Annotated in this window: 1 protein-coding gene; it reads right to left on the bottom strand. The window is 46.0% G+C overall.

Annotation, left to right across the window (positions count from 1 at the left end):
• Positions 1–424, bottom strand: a 424-nt coding sequence (locus C6366_RS21215; RefSeq protein WP_146164958.1) for a family 43 glycosylhydrolase, incomplete at both ends; no start/stop codon positions are given.

Raw genomic sequence — 424 nt, 5'->3', positions numbered from 1 at the left:
CTCTTTTTCACGCCCTCTTTGGAAGGAATAATAAGCGGAATGGAACCATCTGCGTTGTATTCAAACTGCTCCACACTTACTGAACGTTTAAATCCTTCGCCACCCGAAAGCTCATGGGTGTGATAAAAGAAATAGGAGTTTCCTTTAAAGTCGATGATTCCCGGGTGGTTTGTAAAAGCCAGGTGAGGCGCTCTTTCCATGATGTAACCTCTATAAGTCCATGGGCCTTTGATGGATGGTGCAGTTGAGTAGGCAATATATTCCGGGATACCGGAAGCGGCATAAACCAGATAATAAAGATCTTTTCGTTTATACACCCATGGCCCTTCGGTATATTTGGTTCGCATGTTACCATCGCGTCCAATGTGCTCGCCAAAACCCTCGGTGGTCATCTCAACAGCGAATATGCCATTGCTGCCAACGG

Origin of the sequence: Desulfonatronum sp. SC1 (genome assembly GCF_003046795.1) — a bacterium.
Lineage (GTDB): Bacteria > Desulfobacterota > Desulfovibrionia > Desulfovibrionales > Desulfonatronaceae > Desulfonatronum.
The sequence above is the reverse complement of the archived record's forward strand: the minus strand, read 5'-3'. Positions and strand labels throughout refer to the sequence as shown.